Origin of the sequence: Halomonas ramblicola (genome assembly GCF_030409215.1) — a bacterium.
Classification (GTDB): Bacteria; Pseudomonadota; Gammaproteobacteria; order Pseudomonadales; family Halomonadaceae; genus Halomonas; species Halomonas ramblicola.
Window position 1 is genome coordinate 75,192 of record NZ_JAUFPL010000034.1, and the last position, 21,268, is coordinate 96,459.

The following is a 21,268-nucleotide window of genomic DNA, read 5'->3' on the forward strand; positions in this document are numbered from 1 at the left end:
CGCCGATGGTACGCATCGACAAGAAGGCCACCCGGCTGTACGTCCTGGACACCAACGTACTGCTCCATGACCCCGCCGCCCTCTACCAGTTCGACGAGCACGAGGTAGTCATTCCCATGACCGTGCTCGAGGAGTTGGACAAGCACAAGAATGGCATCCGCGAGATCGCCCGCACCGCCCGCCAGGTCAGTCGCACCCTGTCCGACCTCACCGCCAACGTCGACGTGGACCAGATCCGCGACGGCATCCCCATTGCGCGGCTGATTGGGCCCGAGGGGCACCTGCGACTGCTCTGCTATCACGACCTCGAACCCCTGGACCCCCTGGTCGACAGCCCGGACAACCGCATCCTGGCCGAGACCTGCCGCCTGCACCAGGAGCGTCCCGACGCCTCGGTGATCCTGGTCACCAAGGACATCAACCTGAGGGTCAAGGCCGCCGCGCTGGGCGTGCCGGTGGAGGACTACCTCAACGATCGGGCCTTCGACGACAGCGACGCCATGCTCGAGGGGGTGCGCGTCTACCCGGATGCCGGCAGCGACCTGTGGAACGGCCTGGCCCTGGAGGTGGGGGTGGAACGCCACGGGGAGGCGATCCTCTACCACCTGAGCGGCGAGATCCCGGCCGAGTGGCATCCCGGCATGCTGGTGGCCGACGCCGACGGCGAGGCCAACTTCGAGGCCATCGTGCGCACGGTGAGCCGCCACCAGGCCACCCTGCAGCTGCTCACCAACTACCGCCACGGCGCCAGCGTCTGGGGCGTGCACGCCCATGACAGCCGCCAGAACTTCACCCTCAACCTGCTGATGGACGACCAGATCGACCTGGTGACCATCGCCGGCAGCGCCGGCACCGGCAAGACCTTCATGACGCTGGCCGCGGCCTTCCAGCAGACCCTGGACAGCAAGCGCTTCGAGCGCATCGTCTTCACCCGGGCGCCGATCTCGATGAGCGAGGACATCGGCTTTTTGCCCGGCACCGAGGAGGAGAAGATGTCGCCCTGGATGGGCGCCTTCCACGACAACATGGATAACCTGCTGCGCGACGAGGACGGCGCCTCCAGCTGGGACAACGGCGCCACCCGCCAGCTGCTCGGCTCGCGGGTGCAGATCCGCGCCCCGGGCTTCATGCGCGGGCGCACCCTCAACGACACCTTCCTGATCATCGACGAGGCGCAGAACTTCACGCCCAAGCAGCTCAAGTCACTGGTCACCCGGGCCGGGCGCAACACCAAGATCGTCTGCCTGGGCAACGTCGGCCAGATCGACACCCCCTACCTCACCGCCAACACCTGCGGCATGGCGGCCGTGGCCCAGCGCTTCCGCGACTGGCCCCACGCCGGCCACGTCACCCTGAAGAGCGTCGAGCGCTCGCGGCTGGCCCTGGCCGGCGAGGAGCTGCTGTAGCCCATGGCGATGCCCCCTGCCCACGGGCAGGGGGCATCAGGGCCCGCGGTTGACCGCCGCCTCGATCAACGCCTCGCTCTCACTGCCCGGCCCCTTCTCGAGCACGGTGCAGGCCTCGTGGTAGAGGCAGACGTAACGGCTGCAGGAGGCGCAGAACACCTTGTCGTCGGGGTTCTTCACCTGGGAGACGCGCATCAGGTGGCTGCCGCAGCTCGGGCAGCCCACGGGGAGGCGGAAATCGACGGAGAGTCCGGACATACTGCTTCCTCCTGGTCGGTGGGTCACGCTATGAACAGGTATAGGGATGATAGTGGCTGCTTCAAGCCGCGATGGCCAGGCGCCAGGCTCATGCCCCGTCATCGCCGGTGCCGGAGGGCCCTAGCCACGCGGGCGCCCCGATGCGGTTACGCCCGTCGCGCTTGGCGCGATACAGCGCCTGGTCGGCCAGCGCCAGGCCGCCTTCCAGGGTCGCCCCGGGTTCAAGGACGGTCACCCCCAGGCTGACGGTGAAGTGAATGACCCGGCCATCCACCTCCAGCTCGATCGCCTCCACCGCCCGTCGCAGCCGCTCCAGTACCGTCCAGGCCTCCTCGGGGGTGCTGTCCAGCAGCATCACCGAGAACTCCTCGCCGCCGATCCGGGCGATCAGGTCGTAGGGCCGCAGGCTATCGCGACAGGTCCGGACGAAGGCCTGCAGCGCCAGGTCGCCGGCGGGGTGGCCATAGGTGTCGTTGAGGTACTTGAAGTGGTCGAGATCGAGCATGGCCAGTGACAATCGCTGGCCAAGGCGCCCGGCACGGGCCAGCGCCGCCTCGCCCTGCTCGAAGAAGGCGCGCCGGTTGAGCGCCCCGGTGAGCATGTCGGTGCCCACCAGTCGCTGGACGCGCTCCTCCAGCCGCTTGCGTTCGGTGATGTCGAACATCATGCCGTCCCACAGGGTGCCGCCCTCGCGGCGCCGCTGGGGCTCGGCGCGTGCCTCGAGCCAGCATTCGCCCGCTGGCAGCGACAGGCGGAACTCCAGTTGCCAGGGTTCGAGGCTCACCGCCGACTGGGCCAGGGCAGCCGTCAACCGCTCACGATAGTCCGCCGGCAGGCGGTCGAGGAAAGGCTCGGCATCGCCCATCAGGCGATCCGCACCAAGCCCGGTGAGCTCCGCCACCCGCTCGCTGAGGTAGAGAAACTCCAGATGACCGTCGGCCGACTGACGCAGCCGGAACAGCACCCCCGGCACCTGCGAGACCAGGCTGTCCAGCCGGGCCAGCAATTGGCGATCGCGCAGCTCGCGCTCGCGCATGCCGGTCACGTCGTACTGGACCACCAGCAGCCGCAGTGGCGTGGCATCGCCATCCGCCAGCGGCTGGATCATGGTGGTCTGGTGGCGCAGCGAACCGTCGGCGCGTCGGCACAGCAGCACGCCCTGCCAGGGGCGGCGGGTGGTCAGGCAGCGCTCCAGGGCGCGGGCGAAATCGCCGTGGAGGGGATCGATGTCGAGGCTCACGGCGCGGCGCCCCAGCAGCCGCTCGGCAGGATGGCCGGCATGGCGCTCGAAGTCCGGATTCACCTGGCGCACCACCCCGTCGGCATCCAGCAGCATGACGGCGCCCGGGTAGTGCTCCAGCAACAACCGGCACAGGGATGGCTCGGTCGCGTCGCCGCCGGCCAGCCAGCGTTTCCATGTCTCCTTGAGTCGTTCCATGCCCTGGCCCTGGGGTTCCCCGCCGATATGAAGGACGAGCCTTCCCGGCTCATCCCCTCACCCTACCCCAGAATGGGGCTCGGCACACGCCACCGGCCCCCTCGGGGGATCAACGGGCCAGCCGCTCCGATAGCCAGCGGCCGATGTCGACCACCTGCTGGGGGCAGACGGCATGGGCCATGGGGTACTGGCGATAGCGGGCCGGGTAGCCGAGCGACTCGACCGCCTCGAAGCCGGCCTTGCCCAGCGCCTCGGGCACCACGGGGTCGAAGCTGCCGTGGTGCACCTCGATCGGCAGGCCGCGATTGGCCTCGGCGAGCCGGATGCCGGCGGCGGTGGCGAAGTAGGTGGACATGGCCAGCAGGCCGCCCAGCGGCGCCTCGAAGGAGAGCGCCGCCTGATAGGCCACGGCGCCGCCCTGGGAGAAGCCGGCCAGGATGATGCGGCGGCTGTCGATACCGGCCTCGATCTGCTCGCGCACCAGTGCCTGGATACGCTCCGCGGAAGCCCTGAGCTGGGGTTCATCGACGCGCCGGTCCAGGCTCATCTCCTTGATGTCGTACCAGGCCGGCATCACCATGCCGCCGTTGATGGTCACCGGCAGGTGCGGCGCATGGGGCAGGATGAAGCGCACCCCGGCGTCCTCCGGCAGCTCCAGCGCCGGCACCAGGGGCTCGAAGTCGCGGCCGTCGGCGCCCAGGCCGTGGAGGATGAACACGCAGGCGTCGGCGGCCTTGCCGCCCCTAGGCTCGAGGATCAGCTCACCGGGTTCGCTCATGACAGCTCGTCTCCGCTCGGAAAAGGCCTCACCCTACCGCAAAGCCCCCGCGGCGGCGAGCCCCGCCGGCATGGCAACAGGACTATCGCCGATAGTGGCATCGCTCGGGGCTGGTCCGTCGCTCAGAACGGCCAGATCAGCGGAATCAGCGTCAGCGCCACCGCGGCGGTCAGCAGGTTGAGCGGCGCGCCCACCCGCAGGAAGTCGCCGAAACGGTAGCCGCCAGGGCCGTGCACCATCAGGTTGGTCTGGTAGCCGATCGGGGTCAGGAAGCTGGCCGAGGCGGCCAGCATCACCACCACCACATACGGCATGGGGCTGACCCCCAGGCTCTCGGCCCCGGCCATCACCACCGGGAAGGAGATCACCGCGGCGGCGTTGTTGGTGATCAGCGAGGTGAGCAGGGCCACCACCAGGTAGGTGACGACCAGTAACGCCCAGGGATTGCCGTCGGCCAGGCCCAGGGCACCCGCGGCCAGGGCACTGGCCGCACCGGTGCTCTCCAGGGCCGCCCCCAGGCCGAAGGAGGCGGCGATGGTCAGCAGCACCTGGGTGTCCAGGCCACGGCGGGCGGCGCCCACCGAGCAGCAGCCGGTGAGCAGTACCAGGGCAGCGCCCAGCATGGCGGAGTTCATCAGGCTGGTGAGCCCCAGGGCCGCCAGCAGCACCACGCCACCCAGGATGCTCCACGCCAGCCAGGCCTTCTCGTGCACCGGCCGGGCCGAACCGTTCACCTGGCTGATCAGCAGGAAGTCGCGGGACTGACGGTGACGCTCGATGAACGGCGGCCGTGCCTCCAGCAGCAGCACGTCGGCCGGCTGCAGGCGCACCTGGCCGAGGTTGCCGGCCACCCGCTCGCCGCCGCGGCACACCGCCAGCACGGCGGCGCCGTAAAGGGTACGGAAGTGGCCGTCGCGGATGCGCTGGCCGACGAACTGGCACTGGTCGGAGACCACCGCCTCCACCAGGCGCCGCTCCTTGAACTCCTTCTCCAGGCTCGAGTCACCGTGCCGCGAGGGCACCAGGCCGCGCACCTGCTGCAGCTCCACGGCGCCGTCGCTGGTGCCGGCGAACACCAGGCGATCGCCGCCCTTGAGCCGCTCGCCGGGGCCCACCACGCTGACCACGTTGCCGTCGCGCTCGATCTCCACCAGGAACAGCTCGCAGAGGTGGCGCAGGCCGGCCTCCTCCACCGTACGATCGACCAGCGGCCCCGCCGGGTCCACCTCCATCTCGATGGTGAACTCGCGGGGGTTCTCGAAGGCCTCGGCGGCGCCCCGCCGCGCCGGCAGCAGCCGCGGCCCCAGCAGCACCAGGTAGGCCAGCCCGACCAGCGCCACCGGTACGCCCACCCAGGCCAGGTCGAACAGGCCCATGGCCAGGTCGGGATTGCGCTCGAGCAGCAGGCCGTGCACCACCAGGTTAGTGCTGGTACCGAGCAGGGTGATGGTGCCGCCCAGGATCGAGGCGAAGCTCAGCGGCATCAGCAGCCGATGGGCGGGGACGCCGATGCGCCGGCTCCAGCTCAGCACGGCGGGGATGAAGGTGGCCACTACCGGGGTGTTGTTGAGGAAGCCGCTGAGCGCGGCGGTGGGCAGCAGCAACCGCGACAGCACCCGGCGCTCGCCCTGCGGGCGACCCAGCAGGTAGCGGATGATCAGGTCGATGCCGCCGGTCTGGCGGATCGCCGTCACCAGCACGTACATGAAGGCCACGGTGAACAGGCCCTGGCTCGAGAAACCGGCCAGGGCCTGGTCGGGCGACAGCACCCCGAGCGTCAGCAACAGCACCAGGGCGCCCATCAGCACCAGGTCGGGGCCGAGACGCGTCAGGGCCATCAGCGGGAAGACCGCGAGGACGACGACGAGGGAGATCCAGGTATCCAGGGGCATGGGGGCTCTTGAGACCGATAAAGTCAGGCGCCCATTGTGCCGCCCCTTTCGTATAGCAAAAAGTTATTTGTGGAAATCCTCTTATTCCACAAATAACTATGAAGAAATGCCTGCCCCACCACACGAAAGGCCCGCTTGCGCGGGCCTTTCATCGACCGCCGAGAGGCGGTCACATCCGGGTCGAGTGGCGCTTAGCCGATGACCTTGATGTTGGAGGCCTGGAGGCCCTTCTTGCCCTGGGTCACCTCGAAGGAGACCTTCTGGCCGTCCTGCAGGGACTTGAAGCCTTCTGCCTGGATCTCGGAGAAGTGGGCGAACAGGTCGTCACCGCTGTCGTCCGGAGAGATGAAGCCGTAACCCTTGGTGTCGTTGAACCACTTGACTGTACCGGTAGCCATTATCGAATACCTCGATCTATGCATTTGATTTGCCGGGAAATACCCGAGTTGCAGTGGGTAAAACAAGGAACGTTCACCGGGAAAATCGATGCGCACGAGCGTTTCGATGCCTACCTGGGGTGTTACGACTTGCCAACCAACTGCGCGCAGGATGCCCCCTCGACGGGCACACGTCAAACACTATTTGCCACCGATGACCGAAAAATGACGCGGCCTACTCCCCGGCCAGGATCCAGGCCGCCGCCTTCTCGGCGATCATCAGCGTCGGCGAGTTGGTGTTGCCGCTGGTGATGGTGGGCATGACGCCGGCGTCCACCACCCGCAGGCCCGCCACGCCGCGCACCCGCAGGTGCGGGTCCACCACCGCCAGGGGGTCGTCGGCGCGCCCCATCCGCGTGGTGCCCACCGGGTGGAAGATGGTGGTGCCGATGTCGCCGGCCAGCCGCGCCAGTTCCTCGTCGCTCTGGTACTCCAGACCGGGCTTGAACTCCTCGGGGGCATAGCGGGCGAAGGCCGGCTGGGCGGCGATGCGCCGGGTCACGCGCAGCGAGTCCGCCGCCACTTGGCGATCCTCCGGCGAGCTCAGGTAGTGCGGCGCGATGGCCGGGGCCCGGCGCGGGTCGCGGCCGGTGATGCGCACCGTGCCACGACTCGTCGGGTTGAGATTGCAGACGCTGGCGGTGATCGCCGGGAAGTCGTGCAGCGGCTGGCCGAAGGCCGGCAGGCTCAGCGGCTGGACGTGATACTGGATATTGGGGTGGGCGTGGTCGTCGCTGCTGCGCGTGAAGGCACACAGCTGGGAGGGCGCCATGCTCATGGGGCCGGAGCGCTTCAGGGCGTATTCCAGGCCGATGCGCGCCTTGCCCAGCAGGGAGTTGGCCAGGGTGTTGAGGGTAGTGGCCCCCGTCACCTTGTAGACCGAGCGGATCTGCAGGTGGTCCTGGAGGTTCTCGCCGACCCCGGGCAGCTCCGCCACCAGCGGAATCTCGTGCTCGGCGAGCAGCTCGGCCGGGCCGATACCGGAGAGCTGCAGCAGCTGGGGCGAGCCGATCGCCCCGGCGCAGAGGATCACCTCGCGCCCGGCGTGCACCACGAGCTCCTCACCACCCCGCGCGACGCGCACGCCGCGGCAGTGCGGCGCACCGTCCTCGCCCCTCTCCACCTCCAGGCGCAGCACCTGGGTGGAGTGCCAGAGGGTGAGGTTGTCGCGCCTCTCGGCCTCGCGCAGGAAGGCCTTGGACGTGTTCCAGCGCCAGCCGCTGCGCTGGTTGACCTCGAAGTAGTCGACGCCCTCGTTGTCGCCGCGATTGAAGTCGCGGGTCCGCGGGATCCCGGCCTCCACCGCCGCCGTGGCGAAGTCGTCGAGCACCTGCCACTTGAGGCGCTGCCTCTCCACCCGCCACTCGCCGCCGTGGCCATGGAAGTCGCGATGGGCACCATCGGCATCGCCGCCCGCGTCCAGGCGGTGGTGGTCCTCGTGCCGGATGAAGTCGGGCAGGCAGTTCTCCCAGCGCCAGGCGGTATCGCCGGTCACCTCCGCCCAGTGGTCGTAGTCGCGGGCCTGGCCGCGGATGTAGAGCATGCCGTTGATGCTGGAACAACCACCCAGGGTCTTGCCGCGGGGGTAGAGCAGCGAGCGGCCGTTGAGCCCGGGGTCCGGCTCGGTACGGAAGCGCCAGTCGGTACGCGGGTTGTCGATGCAGTAGAGATAGCCCACCGGAATATGGATCCAGTGGTAGTTGTCGCGTCCGCCGGCCTCGATCAGCAGCACCCGGTTGGCCGGATCGGCGCTCAGGCGCTTGGCCAGCAGGCAGCCGGCGGTACCGGCCCCCACCACGATATAGTCGAATTCCCGTTCTGACATGGCGTGCACTCCCGACATGCCATGGCCCCGTCGGCGCGGTGACGGCCCGGGCGCTGGCGACATGCCGCGCTGTTGTTGTGGTCTCGGCGGGGCCGACGCCCCTGGCATCAGCCGAGTCTAACCGTCCCGGCGGTTCCCTGCACCGCCCGCCCTGCCCACGCTCGAGGCGGCGCCCTTCGACATCGGACGGCGGGCGACGCATCATGTCATGCTTCACCGGCTAACGATTTCCCCCACCATGAGCCACGACAGCCCCCGGCAGAACCAGCAGAGGAACCCCTTCGCCGGCCATTCGGCCATCTGGCTGTTCGACTACGGCTTGCCCAACCGCGACTACCCGCTCAACCTCGCCGCCGCCCTGCGCGAACTCGGCGTCGAGGACGACCCCGTCTTCGCCCTGGCGGGGCGCCTGCCCGGGGAGGCGCGCTGATGGCGGGACTCGAGGTCTGGCAGTACCTGCTGATCGGGCTGATCTTCGTCTGGAGCGGCTTCGTCAGGACCAGCCTCGGCTTCGGCGGCGCCGTGCTCTCGCTGCCCTTCCTGCTGCTGGTCCACGACCAGCCGCTGGTGTTCCTGCCGATCATCGCCTTGCACCTGCTGATCTTCTCCAGTTGGATCGCCTGGCGCGGCCATCGGCAACTGGTGGCCGAGAACGGGGGTGGCAAGCCGGCGGAGAGCAATATCGACTGGGGCTACCTGCTCAGGGCCATGAAGGTGATGATCGTCCCCAAGCTGGTCGGGGTGGTGGGCCTGCTCACCCTGCCGGGCGACATCATGACCAGCATCATCTTCGTGATCGTGATGGTCTATGCGGTGGGCTATGTGCTCGACCGCCCCTTCCGCAGCCGCAACCGCTGGGTGGACACCCTGCTGCTGGCGCTGGGTGGCTACGTCAGCGGCACCTCGCTGATCGGCGCTCCGCTGATCGTCGCGGTGTTCGCCACCCACGTCGCCGCCCACCAGCTGCGCGATACCCTCTTCGTGCTGTGGTTCATCCTGGTGCTGATCAAGATGACCTCCTTCGTGATCGCCGGCGTCGACCTGCAGCTCGTCCACCAGCTGTGGCTGCTGCCCTGCGCCCTGGTCGGTCACCTGCTCGGCGAGCGCGCCCACCGTTACATGGTGGAGGGCCGAGCGAACCTCTACTTCCGGGTGCTGGGCGCCGTGCTGATCCTGGTCAGCGTGGTGGGGCTGACGAGCGCGGCAGGCTGAGCACCGGGGCCCAGCCTGCGGAGCGCCAGTCAGGCGCTGCGCGCCATGTCTGGCGCACCCGAAGAAAAAAGGTTCTTCGCAAATCAGCGTGAAGCCGCGCTGTAGGAGGCCGGGTCCCCCGGGCGACTGGCGCCGATAGGCGCCCGGCGGTACCGCCAACGCTGAAGGGGCTCGATCGGGAGGCCTGCGGCCTCCAGTCGCGCAGCAAAGTCGAGGCGTCGAACCGTGCCCTCCTACCGACAGGTTTCACGCCAAAGTGCGATGATTCAGAAAAAACGGGCGGCTTATGCAAGCCGCCCGAGATGCCGGTCCTGTGACGGGAGGTCAGGCTGCGTGGCGCTTCTCGAACCAGTCCTGGGTTCCGCCTTCGTAGTCGTAGACCTGGGTGAAGCCGGCTTCCTCCAACTTCTTCGCCGCCTTGGGAGAGGCATCGCAATCGAAGTTGGCGCAGTAGACAACGACCTTGCGCTCCTTGCTGCCAACCACGTCTTCGACTTTCCCAACGAAGTCCTCGTCTTTCACGGGGATGTTGATCGAGGTGCGGATGTGCTGCTTGTTGAAGGCGTCGCGTGGCAGGACATTGATGAGCACGAAATCCTCATGCACGGTTTCGTTCATGACCTTGAGTTCATCGCGAGTGATCGCTTTCATGAACAACTCCTTGCCGTAACGAATTCGGCGATTGGTACTGGCTTGCCCGCCCTCAACCTGGTAGACAACCCCTTATTTTCCAATGCCTTTTGTTACCCTTCATCGGGTTGTGACAGGCACCCCGCCACCAGGTTCCTGGCGTGGCCGCGCCCCTCCCGGGTGCACTTGCCGCGCCGGGCCTGGCAAGATCATGGGCCCGACACTCGCCAAACGACACCCCGACGATGATGCTCGACACCACCCGGCAGAACCAGCAGAGGAACCCCTTCGCCGGCCATTCGGCCATCTGGCTGTTCGGCTACGGCTCGTTGATCTGGAAAGCGGACTTCCCCTATATCGAGCGCCGCCCGGCCCATATCCACGGCTGGGTGCGACGCTTCTGGCAGGGCTCCCACGATCACCGCGGCACGCCCGAGGCGCCGGGGCGCGTGGTGACCCTGGTGCGCCGTCCGGGAGTGGCCTGCCACGGCATGGCCTACCGCATCGCCCCCGAGGTGCTCACCCCCCTGGACGTGCGCGAGAAGAACGGCTACCTCCGCGAGGTCACGCGCCTGCACTTCGATGACGCCGCGGGCGAGAGCGCCGAAGGGCTGGTCTACCTGGCCGGCGCCGACAACGCCGCCTTCCTCGGCGAGGCCCCGCTCGACGCCATCGCCGAGCAGATCGCCACCGCCCACGGGCCGAGCGGCCCCAACAGCGACTACCTGCTCAACCTCGCCGCCGCACTGCACGAACTCGGCGTCGAGGACGACCACGTCTTCGCCCTGGCGGGGCGACTCACCGGGGAGGCCCGCTGATCCTGGTCAACGTGGTGGGGCTACCGCCTCGCGGCGCCGCTTGACCTCGTAGGCCACCGCCAGCAGCACCGTGACCAGGATCAGGATCAGCCCCAGGGCATTGACCGCCGGGGTCAGGCCGGTGCGCACCTTGGAGGCGATGTACACCGTCAGGGTGGTGTCGTAGCCCACCACGAAGAGGGTGGTGTTGTAGTTCTCGAAGGACTGCAGGAAGGCGATCACCGCGGCCGAGAGGATCGCCGGTTTCAGGAAGGGCAGCAGGATGCGCCGGAACGCCTGCCAGGGGCTGGCGCCGAGGTCCAGGGCGGCGCGTTCCAGGGTGCGATCGAAGCGCTGCAGCCGGGCGGTGACCATCAGCATCACGTAGGCGGCGATGAAGGTGGCCTGGCCGAGCACGGTGAGGAAGACGCCACCGCCCACGCCCCACTGGCGCCAGAAGATCAGCGTGGAGATGCCGATGATCACCCCCGGGGTGAGCAGTGGCGACAGGATCAGCGCATAGAGGAACGGCTTGGCGCGGCTCGAGACGCTGTTGAGAAACAGCGCCGTGGCGATGCCGATGGGCACCGCCAGCAGCAGCACCCCGGCGGCCACCAGCAGGCTGTTGCCGAGCGCCTGCCACATGGCGCCGTCGGCGGCGAGCTCGCCGAACCATCTCAGGGTGGTACCGTCCCAGGGGGTCACGGTGGGGAAGCGGCTGTCGTTGAAGGTCGCCGCGGCCATGATCGCCAGCGGCAGGAAGAGGTAGGCGAAGAACACCACCACGTAGCCGCGCAGGGCCAGCGCCATCAGGGTGCGGGAACTCATTTTGCGATATCCCCCAGGCCGACCCTGAAGATCCTCATCACCAGCGACATGAAGCCGATGCACAGTACCAGCAGCAGGAAGGCGTAGGCCGCCCCCTGGTTCCAGTTGCCACCCTCGAAGAACCAGTTGTAGATGATCTGGGTGAACCAGCGGCTGCCCGGCGAGCCGAGCAGCGCCGGCACGGCGTAGCTGCCCGCCGCCAGCATGAAGGTCATGATGCAGCCGGTGGCGATGCCCGGCTTGGCGTGGGGAATGACGATGCGCCGATGGGTGCGCAGCGTGCCCGCGCCGAGGTCCCGGGCGGCGCGCACCTGGTTGTCGTCGAGGCTCTCGATGGCGTTGTAGACCGGGAACACCATGAACAGGATGTAGGCGTAGACCATGCCCACCATCACCCCGGCGTCGCCGCTGAGGAAGCGGATCGGCCGGTCGATCAGCCCCAGCATCATCAGCACCTCGTTGAGCGGCCCGCGGAACGCCAGGATGATGAACCACGAGTAGGTGCGCAGGATCTCGTTGATCCAGAAGGGGATGATCAGCAGCAGGATGCACAGCGCCGCCTGCCGCGGGGTGGCCACCTTGGCCAGGTACCAGGCCAGCGGGTAGCTCACGGCCAGTGTCAGCAGGGTCACCAGCACGCTGGACCACAGCGTCTTGAAGAAGATCGTCCGGTGAATGTCGTTGGCGAACAGGGTGGCGTAGTTGGCCAGGGTCCAGCCGTCCTCGAGGCCGCCCCGCTGGTCGGGCAGCAGGTTGGGGCGCAGTGAATAGTCGATCATCTGCAGCTGCGGCAGGGTCACCATGACGATCAGCCAGATCCCCAGCAGCACCAGGATGGCCGCCGCCAGGGGCCCGCCAAAGCGCGCGGAGAGCTGCCTAAGCATCGGCCCCCGCCACCACCTCGCCGGTGGCCGCATCGAGGCGCGGGCTGCCATCCAGCGGCAGCACCACCGCATCCGCCGGATCGAAGCCCAGGGTCAGGCGCTGCCCGGGCGTCAGGGCATCGGCATAGCGCCGCGACACCTCGTTGCCGAGCTGCACCCGCAGCACCTCCCCGGAGCCTTCCAGGCGCGTCGCCACCATCACCCAGGCGCCCTCGAAGCTCACCGCCTCGACGCGGGCGACCAGGGTCGGGGCCGCGGCCTGGCCTTCCACCGGCCGGAGCTGCTCGGGGCGCACGTAGAGCGCCGCCGGCGTCCCGTTCGCCAGCGTCACCTCCGGTCCGGTGCGTCCCATCAGCTCGCCCAGGGCGCCGGCATCGAGGCGCACCCGCTCGCCCTGGCGGTCGATGACCCGCCCCTCCAGGCGGTTGTTCTCGCCGACGAAGGCGGCCACGAAGCCGGTGGCCGGCTGGCGGTAGAGGGTCATGGGATCGGCCACCTGCTGCAGGCGCCCCGCCGACATCACCGCCACCCGGTCGGACATGGTCAGCGCCTCGCCCTGGTCGTGGGTGATGTAGATGAAGGTGATGCCGGTCTTGCGCTGGATCGCCTTGAGCTCGCTGCGCATGTGCTGGCGCAGCTTGAGGTCCAGCGCCGAGAGCGGCTCGTCGAGCAGCAGCACCCGCGGCTCCACGGCCAGCGCCCGGGCGATGGCCACCCGCTGCTTCTGGCCGCCGGAGAGCTCGGTGACCCGGCGCGGCCCCACGCCCTCCAGGGCCACCAGCGCCAGCAGGCGCTCGGCGGTTTCGCGGCGGGTGCGACGGTCGATCCCGCGCACCTCCAGGCCGAACTCGATGTTCTCGAACACCATCATCAGCGGGAAGAGCGCCAGGTTCTGGAAGATCATCGCCGTGGGACGCCGGTTCACCGGCACCCCGGCCATGGGCGCGCCGCCGATGTATACCTGCCCCGCGCTGGGGGTCAGGAAACCGCTGACGATGTTGAGCAGGGTGGTCTTGCCGCAGCCCGAGGGGCCGAGGAAGCTGAAGAATTCCCCCGACCCGATGGCGAGCGACGTCTCGTCGATGGCGGTGAAGTCGCCGAAGCGCATCACCACCTCCTCCAGGCGGACGCTGCCGTCCATGGTCACCTCGTGGTCAGGACGGGTCAGGCGGACAGGTAGCGGTCCTGGTACTCGTTGCGCAGGGCCACGTACCAGGGCTCCTGGATCGGCCACCACCAGAGGTTCTCCAGGTCCTCCTCGGTGTAGGACTCGGTGAAGAAGTTGCGGGTCTCCTCGGGCAGCAGCTCGGTGGCGCCCTTGGCGGTGGAGTTGTAGCCGGTGGCCTCGACGAACATGGCGCCGGCCTCGGGGGTGTAGTACCAGTTGATCAGCTCGTAGGCGGCGTCCGGGTTGCGGGCGTTCTTGGGAATCACGAAGCCCTCCATCCACGCCAGGGCCCCCTCCCGGGGCGCGCCATAGGCGATGTCCTCGCCCTCCTGCTGCAGGCGGAAGGCGGTGGAGTCCCAGGTCTGGCCGATGATGGCGCCGTTGGTGCGGAAGGCTGCCTGGGCCTCGTTCTCGGTGTTCCAGAACTGCACCAGCAGCTCCTTGTGCTTGATCGCCTCCTCGAGGATGACGTCGAAGTTGGCGCGCATCACCTCCTCGCTCCTGTAGGAGTCGAGCAGCGGGTGCGGCAGCCGGCCCTCGCGCTCCAGCCACAGGCCGATGCCCACCAGCGCCGAGTGGCCGCGCACCGTCACGCCCTGGCCGTGCTCGGGGTTCCACAGGTCGGCGTAGCTCAGCTCGTCGCGGTCGATGTCGACGTAGCGGCGGTGCCAGGTGATCGCCTCGGTGCCCCAGTCGCTGGGCGCGAAGTAGCGCTTGCCGTCCACCACGCCGCCCACCCGCGAGCCCTCGATGGCGCTCTCCAGGGCGCCGTCCCAGTCGATGCGCGACTCGTCCAGGGGCTGAATCAGGTCGTAGTCCAGGTAGCCGGGCACCCGGTCCACGGTGGGCATGATGACGTCGAAGCCCTCGCCGTCGCTGGCGCGCAGGGAGTTCATCAGCTCGTCGTTGGTGCCGTAGGGGGTGAAGGTGGCGGGGATGCCGGTCTTCTCGGTGAAGTCCTCGAGCATGCGGTCGTTGAAGTAGCCCGCCCAGGCGTAGATCCGCAGCGGCTCCTGCTGCGCCAGCGCCTTGTTGATGTAGAAGGACGGCAGGGAGGCGGCCGCCCCGGCGGCGAGCGAGCCCTGCAGGAAGCGTCGGCGAGTGATCGACATGGTGGGGTTCTCCTTGAGCGCCAAAGACATCCGGAAGGCATGACATGCCGTCCCCTTATGTCGCCTGGGGCGTGACACCCGGATGACCTCGACATGACACCTGAATGACCGTTCAAGTCGGTTCCCTCAAAATCTAGAGCATTCCCGCCGCCCTGCCAGGGCGACGTTCAACGCTATTCGCCGCCGGCGCCCCCTTGCCGAGCGGGCCCCGCTGGGGAATCCTGGAACCTCTCTCCCCGCCGCCTGTCGGTCATCAGGCGACCCCAAAGGACCCCTGCCTCCCCACGCCCATGGACGACACCGCACTCCCCGACATCCTCGCCGGCCCCCTGCTGCGCCGCCTCGCCCCCGACCGCCTGGTACTGTGGCTGGCCGCGAGCCGCCCGCTCGAGCTGACGCTCGCCCTCGCCCCCGGCGACGAGGCACCGCGCCGCCTGGCGATCGGCGACGACCACTGCCGGCGCCTGCCCGTGGGGCGCCACGCCTGGCTGCTGCTGATCGACCTGCCGCTGGAGGCGCCGCTGCCCCGCGGCGTGAGCATTGCCTACGACCTGAGGATCCGCGACGGCGACGCCGAGCCCGGCATCGCCGACTGGGCCCCCCAGCTGCTGGACGCCGACGGTGGCCTGCCCGCCTTCGTGCTGGCCGACCGCCACCACCGGCTGCTCCACGGCTCGTGCCGCAAGCCCCACCACGACGGGCCGGACGGCCTGGTGCGCGCCGAGGCGTGGCTGGCCGAGCGTCGCGACGCCCCGGCGGAGTGGCCGGCCTGGCTGCTGATGACCGGCGACCAGGTCTACGCCGACGACGTGGCCGGCCCCACGCTGGTGGCCATCCACGCCCTGATCCGCCGACTGGGGCTGTTCGACGAGCCGCTGGAGGGGGCCGTGGTGGACGACAGTCACGCCCTGCACAGTGCGGCCGCCCACTACTATGCTCGGGAGTCGCTGCTGCCCGATGTGGAGAGCTCCGAGAACCTGCGCGAGCGCTTCTTCGGCGGCGCGCGCAAGCCGGTGTTCACCTCGGCCAATGCCCGCAACCACCTGGTCACCCTGGCCGAGGTGCTGGCCATGTACCTGCTGGTGTGGTCGCCGGTGCCCTGGCGGCTCATCGAGATGACCGAGCCGGCCCTGGACGCCGACGACCACACGCGCTTTGCCGAGGAGCTCGATACCATCGAGGCCTTCGTTACGGGACTGCCGGCCTGCGCGCGCCTGCTGGCCCGGCTGCCGACGCTGATGATCTTCGACGACCACGACATCACCGACGACTGGAACCTCACCGCCGACTGGGAACGGACCGCCTACGGCCACCCCTTCTCGCGGCGCATCATCGGCAACGCCCTGATCGGCTACCTGCTGTGCCAGGGCTGGGGCAACGACCCGGACCGCCTGGCGATGCCACTGGCCGACTGCACCCGGCTGCTGGAGGCCGCCACGGGCAACGACGGCTGGCTGGACGGCACCGACCAGGATGCCCTGATCCAGCGCCTGCTGCGCTTCGAGGGCTGGGAGTACCGGGTACCCGGCGACCCGCCGCTGCAGGTGCTGGACACCCGTACCCGGCGCTGGCGCAGCGAGCGCAGCCCCAGGCGCCCCTCGGGGCTGATGGACTGGGAGGCGCTGAGCGACTTCCAGCAGGCCCTGCTCGACACCCCCTCGGTGATCATCGTCTCCCCGGCGCCGATGTTCGGCGTCAAGCTGATCGAGGTGGTGCAGCGGCTGTTCACCCTGGCCGGCAAGCCGCTGGTGGTCGACGCCGAGAACTGGATGGCCCATCGCGGCGCGGCCAGCGTGCTGCTCAACATCTTCCGCCATTCGCGTACCCCGGGGAACTACGTGGTGCTCTCCGGCGACGTGCACTACTCCTTCGCCTACGACATCCGCATCCGCCAGCGACGGCAGGGCCCGCGGCTGTGGCAGATCACCTCCAGCGGCATCAAGAACAGTTTCCCGGACACCCTGCTGGACTGGTTCGACCGCGCGAACCGCTGGCTCTACGCGCCGCGCTCGCCGCTCAACTGGTTCACCCAGCGCCGGCGCATGGCGATCACCCCCCGCGACCCGGATCGCGCCCGCGCCGGCGAGCGGTTGTGGAACGGCAGCGGCCTCGGCCTGGTGGACTTCGACGCCGAGGGGCGCCCCGTCGAGATCCGCCAGCTCGACGCCCGCGGCTTCGAGGTGCGCTTCCCGCCGGCCGCTCAGGACGACGCCTGACGGCGCCGCCACAGGCCGAGGCCGGCAGCCATCACCAGCCAGGTCATGGCCGCGGCCAGCGTGTCGTCGAGGACGATGCCCAGGCCGCCGGGCACCGTCTCCACCCCGTTCACCGGCGGCGGCTTGGTAGCGTCGAAGCCCCGATAGACCACGAAGGCCCCGGCCATCGCCCAGGGCTGGCGAGCCGCCGCCTGGCCGAGCACCGCCACCGGGAAGGCGACGATCTCGTCGAGCACGATGCGCCCGTCGTCCTTGCCACCCAGTTGCGCTTCCGCCAGGTGGCAGACCGGCACCGCCGCCACCAGCAGCAGCGCCGTGACGGCGAGCTGCACACGCCACCGGCGCCCCAGCAGCCACCAGGCCAGGGGCAGGCCGAGCAGGGAACCGAGGGTACCGGCGGCCCAGGGCGACAGCCCCAGGCCCAGACCGGAGGCCAGCCACAGCAAGGGGTCGGCCATCAATCGGCCTCCCGGGCCTGGCGTTCCAGCTCGCCGGTGAGCTCGCGGGGCAGCGCCAGGGCCTGCCCCAGTTGGTCCAGCCAGGCGCGCTCCATGGGATTCTGGTCATCGATCACCGCCACGCTGACCAGGTACATCTCGCGCGCCGCCTGGGGCGAGTCGACCTCATCCGCCAGGGCCTGGGCGTCCAGCGGCGCCTGCATCTGGCGCTCCACCCAGTCATGCAGCTCGCGGTCGGCGCCCAGGGCATCGATCTGCCCGGCGATCAGTTCCCGCTCCTGGTCGTCGATGTGGCCGTCGGCGCGGGCCGCCATGATCATCGCCTGCAGCAGCTCCAGGCTGCGCCGTTCGCGGGCCTGGCCGCCCAGGCGCTCCACCGGGTCGCCCCCGTCGGCGGCGTCGCCACCCTTATCGCGCGAGTTCTGCCAGGCCTTCCAGGCCAGCGCGCCCACCCCGGCGATGGCGCCGTACTTGAGCGCCTTGCCGCCCAGCTTGCGGCCGCGCTTGGAGCCCACCAGCAGCCCCAGGGCGCCGCCGCCCAGCAGGCTCTTCACATCGACGCCGCTGCCACCGCCCTGCTGGCCCGTTGCCGAGCCGCCGCCCAACTGGCGGGACAGGCCGTCCAGCATGCCCTTGACGTCCACACCACCGCTTCCGCTACCCGACTTGCCGCCGGCCTGCCGCATCAACTGCTCCAGGATCTTGCTGGCGTTCATGTTCGTCTCCTCCAGGGTTGACCATGGCATGGACTCTATCCGATGCGCCGAGTTTCGACATCCACGCCGTGGCGTCGCATCATGACAGCTTCCCGGCAAAGGAGAGCCTCCGACATGAGCGTGACCCTCGACGACATCCGCACCGCCGCCGTGCGCATCCGCGACAGCGTGGAGCGAACCCCCTGCCTGCTCTCGCGCACCCTGTCGCGGATCACCGGCTGCGATCTCTACCTGAAGTTCGAGAACCTGCAGTTCACCGCCGCCTTCAAGGAGCGCGGCGCCCTCAACCACCTGCTGACGCTGGACGGCGAGGAGCGCTCGCGCGGCGTGATCGCCATGTCCGCCGGCAACCACGCCCAGGCGGTGGCCTACCATGCCGCCCGCCTGGGCATCCGCGCCACCATCGTCATGCCGCGCAACACCCCCAACCTCAAGGTACGCAACACCCGGCAGCTGGGCGCCGAGGTGCACCTGGAGGGCGAGGGGGTCGCCGAGGCCGGCGACTACGCCCACCGCCTGGCCGCCGAGCGCGGCCTGGTGTTCGTGCATCCCTACGACGACGAACGCATCATCGCCGGCCAGGGCACCATCGGCCTGGAGATGCTGGAGGACGTGCCCGACCTGGATGCCCTGGTGATCCCCATCGGCGGCGGCGGGCTGATCGCCGGCAACGCCGTGGCCGCCACCAGCCTGCGCCCCGATATCGAGGTGGTGGGCGTGCAGACCACCCGCTTCCCGTCCATGCAGCAGGCGCTGGCCGGCGAGCCGATCCACTGTGGCCAGGCCACCCTGGCCGAGGGCATCGCCGTCAAGCAGCCCGGCGAGCTGACCCTGCCCATCATCCGCGAACGGGTCCGCGACATCGTGCTGGTGGACGAACCCGAGATCGAGCGCGCCATCCTGCTGCTGCTGGAGATCGAGAAGACCGTGGCGGAGGGCGCCGGCGCCGCGGGCCTGGCCGCGGTGCTGGCCGAGCCCGAACGCTATCGCGGGCGCAAGGTGGGCCTGGTGCTGTGCGGCGGCAACATCGACATGCTGGCGCTCTCCTCGGTGATCCAGCGCGGCCTGGTGCGCAGCGGACGCATCGTGCGGGTGCGGGTGGCGATCCCCGACGTGCCCGGCGCGCTCGCCGAGCTGACCCGCCACCTGGCGGAGCACCGCGCCAACGTCATCCACATCGCCCACCACCGCACCTTCACCGACCTCTCGCTGCGCGCCACCGAGGTGGAGGCCACCCTGGAGACCCTGGGCAACGAGCACACCCGCGAGGTGATCGAGGCGCTGCGCCACGACGGCTACGACCCGGTGCTGCCCGCCAACGAGGTGCACCCCGACGAGCGCTGGGCGGGCAGCGGCACCTGATAGTCCCTCCCCGCCGCGCCGCGTCCTGGTCGCCCTTCGAGGCATGGCGCCGCGGCCCCTTCCGGCGTACCCTGTGCCCACCTTCCTGCGTGCAACACGAGATGAGGCCATGAGCAGCAAGATCAGAGTCGACTCCCCCCTGGTCATCCTCCACGGCGACGAGATGGCCCAGGTCGCCTTCGAGAGGATCCTCGACACCTTCGTGACCTCTCGTCTCGACATGGAGCTGATCGAGGTCGATCTCTCCGCCGAGAACCGCCTGGTCACCAACGGCCAGGTGGTGCTCGAGGCCATCGAGGCGCTCAAGGCCCATGGCGTGGGCGTCAAGAATGCCGGCATGACGGTCAACCGCGCCCAGCTCGGCGAGCTGCTCGCCAAGCATCCCGACCTCGACGGCACCAAGCTGCATCCGCTGGCCACCAAGTCGCCCAACGGCGCCATCCGCAAGGGCATCGGCGGCAACATCACCCGCGAGGACATCCAGTTCCGCAACCTGCAGTTCAAGCGCCCCGACTGGGTCGACCGCGACCTCGAGGTCGAGACCATGGAGACCGGCGGCAGCAAGGACAGCTACAACGAGCTCTCCCGCGCCACCGGCATCGTCAAGCTGATGTTCGTGGGCGCCAGCGGCGACCCGGTGGAACTGCACCGCCGCGAGGTCAGCAAGGGCGATCCCTGGTTGCTGGCCACCAACGACCTGGAGGCGGTGAAGGCCTGGGCGCATCGCTTCTTCCAGCGCGCCATCGACGAGAAGCGCGACATCTACCTGGGCCTCAAGGACACCGTGATCGCCGGCTACGACGGCGTGATGCGCGCCGCCATCGAGGGCATCTACGAGCAACACTACCGCCAGCAGGTGGAATCGCTTGGATTGCAGTACTTCTATGAGCTGATCGACGCCCAGGCCGCGCGGATCGTCGCCACCCCGCCGCAGCGCGCGCTGTGGGGCGTGCCCGACAACACCACCGGCCGCAAGCTCCACAAGCTGGTGGAGGAGCTCAAGCGCTACGGCATCCCCGACCGCAAGGCCCAGGTATCGATCTCGCGGATGAGCGCCGGCGGCGGCGACCAGTACGGCAGCTTCAACGCCCCCGCCGAGGAGGACGGCATCCTCAAGGTGGTCGTCGACGGCGAGGAGAAGCACGCCCGCCACGTCAAGAAGGGCGACCCCATCCTGCTGATGTCCAACGACCGCGAGGCGATCAAGGACTGGGTGACCCAGGTATTCCGCGACGCCTCGCGCAAGCGCAAGGAGGTCTACTTCGGCCTCAAGCGCGAGTACATGGACTACGACGAGGTGTTCAGCGCCGTCATCACCGAGGTGCGTCGCGAACTCGCCAAGGCCGATACCCCGCCGCCGTCGTTCATGATCATGCGGCCCTCCAGCCAGCTCACCAAGATGATCACCGACCCGCCGCGCAACGCCCTCTACCCGGCCCAGAACCTCGACGGCGACATCTTCTCCGACATCTCCGCGGCGCTCGGCGGCAGCCTGGCCACCGCCAGCTCGATCATCGAGAGCAAGGACGGCACCATGCTCTTCGAGGCGCCCCACGGCACCGCCCACGACCTCTACCTCAAGTACCTGGAGACAGACGGCCGCGAGGCGCACTTCAACTCCTCGGCGCTGATCTTCGCCGTGGCCAACGCCCTGGAGACGCTGGCCGAGCGCGAGGCCAGCGACGCCCTGCACGACTACGCCATCCGCCTCAAGGCGGCGCTGATCGACACCGTGGACGCCGGCATCATCACCGGCGACCTCAAGGGCAAGACCCGCGACCCGAAGGCCGAGACCCTGGTCGACATGCAGGGCTTCCTCGACGCCGTGGCCAGCCGCCTGGCGGCCTGAGC

Annotated in this window: 20 protein-coding genes; 7 read left to right on the plus strand and 13 right to left on the minus strand. The window is 69.1% G+C overall.

Going from position 1 to position 21,268, the window contains the following annotated elements; genetic code table 11:
- Nucleotides 1–5: 5 nt before the first annotated feature.
- Nucleotides 6–1,406 (plus strand): PhoH family protein, encoded by a 1,401-nt coding sequence (locus QWY80_RS17395; RefSeq protein WP_290234382.1) that lies wholly within the window; start codon nucleotides 6–8, stop codon nucleotides 1,404–1,406.
- Between the two features lie 36 nt (nucleotides 1,407–1,442).
- On the opposite strand, the gene QWY80_RS17400 is transcribed toward QWY80_RS17395, so the two are convergent.
- The 6 genes from QWY80_RS17400 to QWY80_RS17425 form a co-directional block, all read right to left on the minus strand.
- Complete coding sequence (locus QWY80_RS17400) at nucleotides 1,443–1,664, minus strand: hypothetical protein (protein WP_290234384.1); 222 nt, start codon at nucleotides 1,662–1,664, stop codon at nucleotides 1,443–1,445.
- Nucleotides 1,665–1,752: 88 nt separating this feature from the next.
- Nucleotides 1,753–3,102 (minus strand): sensor domain-containing diguanylate cyclase, encoded by a 1,350-nt coding sequence (locus tag QWY80_RS17405; RefSeq protein WP_290234386.1) that lies wholly within the window; start codon nucleotides 3,100–3,102, stop codon nucleotides 1,753–1,755.
- A 109-nt stretch (nucleotides 3,103–3,211) separates the two neighbouring features.
- Nucleotides 3,212–3,880, minus strand: coding sequence for an alpha/beta hydrolase (locus QWY80_RS17410; RefSeq protein WP_290234388.1), 669 nt, complete (start codon nucleotides 3,878–3,880; stop codon nucleotides 3,212–3,214).
- 122 nt (nucleotides 3,881–4,002) lie between these two features.
- Complete coding sequence (locus QWY80_RS17415; protein WP_290234391.1) at nucleotides 4,003–5,772, minus strand: SLC13 family permease; 1,770 nt, start codon at nucleotides 5,770–5,772, stop codon at nucleotides 4,003–4,005.
- Nucleotides 5,773–5,963: 191 nt separating this feature from the next.
- Complete coding sequence (locus QWY80_RS17420) at nucleotides 5,964–6,170, minus strand: cold-shock protein (protein ID WP_290234394.1); 207 nt, start codon at nucleotides 6,168–6,170, stop codon at nucleotides 5,964–5,966.
- Between the two features lie 214 nt (nucleotides 6,171–6,384).
- Nucleotides 6,385–8,034, minus strand: a complete 1,650-nt coding sequence (locus tag QWY80_RS17425) for a GMC family oxidoreductase (RefSeq protein ID WP_290234396.1) — start codon at nucleotides 8,032–8,034, stop codon at nucleotides 6,385–6,387.
- Nucleotides 8,035–8,272: 238 nt separating this feature from the next.
- Here QWY80_RS17425 and QWY80_RS17430 point away from each other — a divergent pair, with 238 nt between their 5' ends.
- Both QWY80_RS17430 and QWY80_RS17435 read left to right on the plus strand, forming a co-directional pair.
- On the plus strand, nucleotides 8,273–8,464 hold the full coding sequence (locus tag QWY80_RS17430) for a hypothetical protein (protein ID WP_290234399.1): 192 nt from the start codon (nucleotides 8,273–8,275) through the stop codon (nucleotides 8,462–8,464).
- Nucleotides 8,464–9,246 (plus strand): sulfite exporter TauE/SafE family protein, encoded by a 783-nt coding sequence (locus QWY80_RS17435; protein ID WP_290234400.1) that lies wholly within the window; start codon nucleotides 8,464–8,466, stop codon nucleotides 9,244–9,246. The genes QWY80_RS17430 and QWY80_RS17435 overlap by 1 nt, the downstream gene beginning before the upstream one ends.
- A 324-nt stretch (nucleotides 9,247–9,570) precedes the next feature.
- On the opposite strand, the gene QWY80_RS17440 is transcribed toward QWY80_RS17435, so the two are convergent.
- Nucleotides 9,571–9,897 carry a rhodanese-like domain-containing protein gene (locus QWY80_RS17440; protein ID WP_290234402.1) on the minus strand — a complete coding sequence of 109 codons (327 nt, stop codon included), beginning with the start codon at nucleotides 9,895–9,897 and terminating at the stop codon, nucleotides 9,571–9,573.
- 224 nt (nucleotides 9,898–10,121) lie between these two features.
- Here QWY80_RS17440 and QWY80_RS17445 point away from each other — a divergent pair, with 224 nt between their 5' ends.
- Nucleotides 10,122–10,694: a gamma-glutamylcyclotransferase gene (locus tag QWY80_RS17445; RefSeq protein ID WP_290234404.1), complete on the plus strand. Its 573-nt coding sequence runs from the start codon at nucleotides 10,122–10,124 to the stop codon at nucleotides 10,692–10,694.
- Between the two features lie 6 nt (nucleotides 10,695–10,700).
- On the opposite strand, the gene QWY80_RS17450 is transcribed toward QWY80_RS17445, so the two are convergent.
- Genes QWY80_RS17450 through QWY80_RS17465 form a run of 4 tightly spaced genes read right to left on the minus strand, consistent with a single transcriptional unit; the run spans nucleotide 10,701 to nucleotide 14,665 of the window.
- Nucleotides 10,701–11,501 (minus strand): ABC transporter permease, encoded by an 801-nt coding sequence (locus QWY80_RS17450; RefSeq protein WP_290234406.1) that lies wholly within the window; start codon nucleotides 11,499–11,501, stop codon nucleotides 10,701–10,703.
- Nucleotides 11,498–12,385, minus strand: coding sequence for an ABC transporter permease (locus QWY80_RS17455; protein WP_290234408.1), 888 nt, complete (start codon nucleotides 12,383–12,385; stop codon nucleotides 11,498–11,500). The genes QWY80_RS17450 and QWY80_RS17455 overlap by 4 nt, the downstream gene beginning before the upstream one ends.
- Nucleotides 12,378–13,526, minus strand: a complete 1,149-nt coding sequence (locus tag QWY80_RS17460) for an ABC transporter ATP-binding protein (protein WP_290234411.1) — start codon at nucleotides 13,524–13,526, stop codon at nucleotides 12,378–12,380. Before QWY80_RS17460 ends, QWY80_RS17455 begins: the two co-directional genes overlap by 8 nt.
- Nucleotides 13,527–13,549: 23 nt before the next feature.
- Nucleotides 13,550–14,665, minus strand: coding sequence for an extracellular solute-binding protein (locus tag QWY80_RS17465; RefSeq protein ID WP_290234415.1), 1,116 nt, complete (start codon nucleotides 14,663–14,665; stop codon nucleotides 13,550–13,552).
- A 290-nt stretch (nucleotides 14,666–14,955) separates the two neighbouring features.
- Between QWY80_RS17465 and QWY80_RS17470 the strand changes: the two genes are divergently transcribed.
- Nucleotides 14,956–16,881 (plus strand): metallophosphoesterase family protein, encoded by a 1,926-nt coding sequence (locus QWY80_RS17470; protein ID WP_290234418.1) that lies wholly within the window; start codon nucleotides 14,956–14,958, stop codon nucleotides 16,879–16,881.
- Here the strand turns inward: QWY80_RS17470 and QWY80_RS17475 are convergent.
- The gene (locus QWY80_RS17475; protein ID WP_290234421.1) at nucleotides 16,866–17,339 is read right to left on the minus strand and encodes a phosphatidylglycerophosphatase A family protein; all 474 of its coding nucleotides are present in this window, start codon (nucleotides 17,337–17,339) and stop codon (nucleotides 16,866–16,868) included. The genes QWY80_RS17470 and QWY80_RS17475 overlap by 16 nt on opposite strands.
- Nucleotides 17,339–18,055 (minus strand): tellurite resistance TerB family protein, encoded by a 717-nt coding sequence (locus QWY80_RS17480; RefSeq protein ID WP_290234425.1) that lies wholly within the window; start codon nucleotides 18,053–18,055, stop codon nucleotides 17,339–17,341. The genes QWY80_RS17475 and QWY80_RS17480 overlap by 1 nt, the downstream gene beginning before the upstream one ends.
- A 114-nt stretch (nucleotides 18,056–18,169) precedes the next feature.
- Here QWY80_RS17480 and QWY80_RS17485 point away from each other — a divergent pair, with 114 nt between their 5' ends.
- Nucleotides 18,170–19,417: a threonine ammonia-lyase gene (locus QWY80_RS17485; protein ID WP_290234429.1), complete on the plus strand. Its 1,248-nt coding sequence runs from the start codon at nucleotides 18,170–18,172 to the stop codon at nucleotides 19,415–19,417.
- A 109-nt stretch (nucleotides 19,418–19,526) separates the two neighbouring features.
- Nucleotides 19,527–21,266 carry an isocitrate/isopropylmalate family dehydrogenase gene (locus tag QWY80_RS17490; RefSeq protein WP_290234432.1) on the plus strand — a complete coding sequence of 580 codons (1,740 nt, stop codon included), beginning with the start codon at nucleotides 19,527–19,529 and terminating at the stop codon, nucleotides 21,264–21,266.
- The last annotated feature ends 2 nt before the right edge of the window (nucleotides 21,267–21,268 follow it).